Raw genomic sequence first — 2351 nt, 5'->3', positions numbered from 1 at the left:
GGAGTGCAACCCTGAATTTTCATAATACTCGGCCGCCTCGGCCTTTTTGGCTTTATCGTATATTTCAGGGTATTTTGAGGAGTAAAGCGCGTTCATATATTTTATATATTCGCGCAGCTTTATGAGTCTTTCGTGCTGTTTGACGTCGTGAGATTTTGTTTCGTTTTTTATATTTACCAACTTTCGCCCGTTTTTATTTTTTATATCAGACCAGTTTGCGAGTACGTTTTTTGAAAATATAACGGATGAGTTGTTAAATGCTGCATACCTAATCTTTTGAAACATCTTGTCTTTGGCTTCATATTTAACCATATTTTCTATGGTTTCCCAAGCTTTTTCGTTTATTTTTTTGACTTCGTCCATATCGTACTTCATAAACAGATAAATGCTGTCGGATGCGATATACATCATCAGTCTAAAAACATACCAGTCTGCGTATTTTTCCGCATCGTCGTCGGGTAAATTTTCCTTCCACTTTTTTATGAAATAATCCTGCAGGGCAAGCACGGGCTGGACGATAAGGCTTTTTTCATCGACAAAGGGGAGTTTGGTTAGAAAGTTGCCGTACACCATCATAAAATTTGCGCCTATTAGCCACTCTTTTGCCTTCTTGTAGGGCTGGCCTTCGTAAAGCCATTCGCTTCTTTGGTTTACGTACATGCCGACGTGGCCGACTATGAGAGCTATTAAGGCTATCAAAAGTAGCTTTTTGAGGGATTTGGTTTGATTCGGCGATTTTTCGTTCATTTTTAATCCCGCAAGGTTGTTGCGGGTATTTTACATATTGCGTCCTTAAACATTTTTAAAATTATATTTAAATGTATCGGATTTATTTACTCTATAGTTGGACGGTTTTGTAAATTCGGCGTCATGACTTTTGCGGTGCTGGTTTTGAGGGAAAAGTGCGGCAAATTTGTTGATTTATGAATAAAATTTAACGCATTAAAGCAGAAAATAAAAAGCGGCAAATTTTAGCAAACAAAGTGGATCAAATTTGAGTAAATAAATTTATCTCAAATTTGATCCTGGTGTTGCGCCCTAAATTTGCCGCCCTAAACAAATGCGACCAAAAGGCTCGAATTTGGCTACAGATCGCCAAACAGCGCTTTTAGATCCTTCGCGTTTTCGTCTTTGCTTTCGCCTCTAGCGCCTAGCTCGTTTAGTTCGATCTCGTGGCCCGTTAGCATGCTAGCTAGCCTGATATTTATGCCGCTTTTGCCGATAGCCTTGCTCTTTTGCTCGGTTACTAGGCTCACGACGGCTTTACCGTCCTCGCCGATTTTAACTGAGCTGATGATCGCTGGTGCCATCGCACGGGTGATAAGGATCGCAGGCTCTGCGGAATACTCGATCGCGTCGATATTTTCGCCGTTTAACTCCTTTGTGACGGCGTTTATGCGCACGCCTTTGGTGCCCACGGTCGCGCCCACGGGATCGACGTTTGGCGAAGTTGCCACGAGTGCAACTTTAGCGCGTTCACCCGGGATTCTAGCGCTTGCGGCGATCAGCACGAGGCCGTCTTTGATCTCGGGCACTTCGGCTTTTAGCAGAGCTTCGAGGAATTTTGGCGACGTGCGGCTTAGCTCGACCTTGATACCCATAGATTTGTCGATATATACGCTTTTTATGACCGCTTTTACGACGTCGCCTGGTTTAAATTTCTCGCCTTTTATGCGGTTTTTGCGCGGCATCACGGCTCGCAGCTCGTCTATCTCGATGAAGGTATTTTCCTCGCTATCCACGCGCGTGACGGAGCCAAAAACCATGTGTCCGACCATATCTTGATATTTTTGAAAGATTTTTTCCTCCATAAGGCGCTGAATGTGATACTCAAGCTCCTTGTGAAGCGTTTGTGCAGCGGTGCGGCCGAGGTTGTCGGTAGATAGCTCGTATGTTAGCTCGTCGCCGATCTCTACTCCGCTATCGACCTTTCTAGCCTCTCTTAGACCTATAAAATGCTCGTTATCCTCGGCTAAGCGCTCGTCGCCGTCCTCTACGACGGTGATTTTTTGATATAGATGAAGAGTCTTGGTCGCATTATCTATAACCGCGTCGTATTCGTAGTTTTCGCCGTATATTTTCTTTGCGGTATTGATAATAGCTCTTATGACGCGCTCTTTTACGTCCTCGATTTCGAGCCCTTTTTCATTTGCGATAGATTCTATGATATCCGCTATTTTTTCCATATTATTTTTGCTCCGTTATTTAAAATTTGGGGGGATTTTTGAGTTAGAGGGGTATTATACAAGCTTTATACTTTTAAGAAGTTTAATGCGTTTTTTAAGATGTTTTTGCTATATTCACAGATTAAATTAAAGATTTCAAAGGATTAAAAATGGAGCTAAAACTCG

Annotated in this window: 2 protein-coding genes; both read right to left on the bottom strand. The window is 42.6% G+C overall.

The features are described 5' to 3' along the window. Nucleotides 1-747 (bottom strand): hypothetical protein (locus Q0546_RS01745; protein ID WP_298789972.1); only part of this gene is annotated, 747 nt, incomplete at its 3' end. Nucleotides 748-1085: 338 nt separating this feature from the next. Beyond that, nucleotides 1086-2186, bottom strand: coding sequence for a transcription termination factor NusA (gene nusA, locus Q0546_RS01740; protein ID WP_298789970.1), 1101 nt, complete (start codon nt 2184-2186; stop codon nt 1086-1088). Nucleotides 2187-2351 lie beyond the last annotated feature (165 nt).

Origin of the sequence: uncultured Campylobacter sp. (genome assembly GCF_937997465.1) — a bacterium.
Lineage (GTDB): Bacteria > Campylobacterota > Campylobacteria > Campylobacterales > Campylobacteraceae > Campylobacter_A.
Note: the sequence above shows the minus strand (reverse complement) of the source record. Positions and strands in the feature narration are given on the sequence as shown.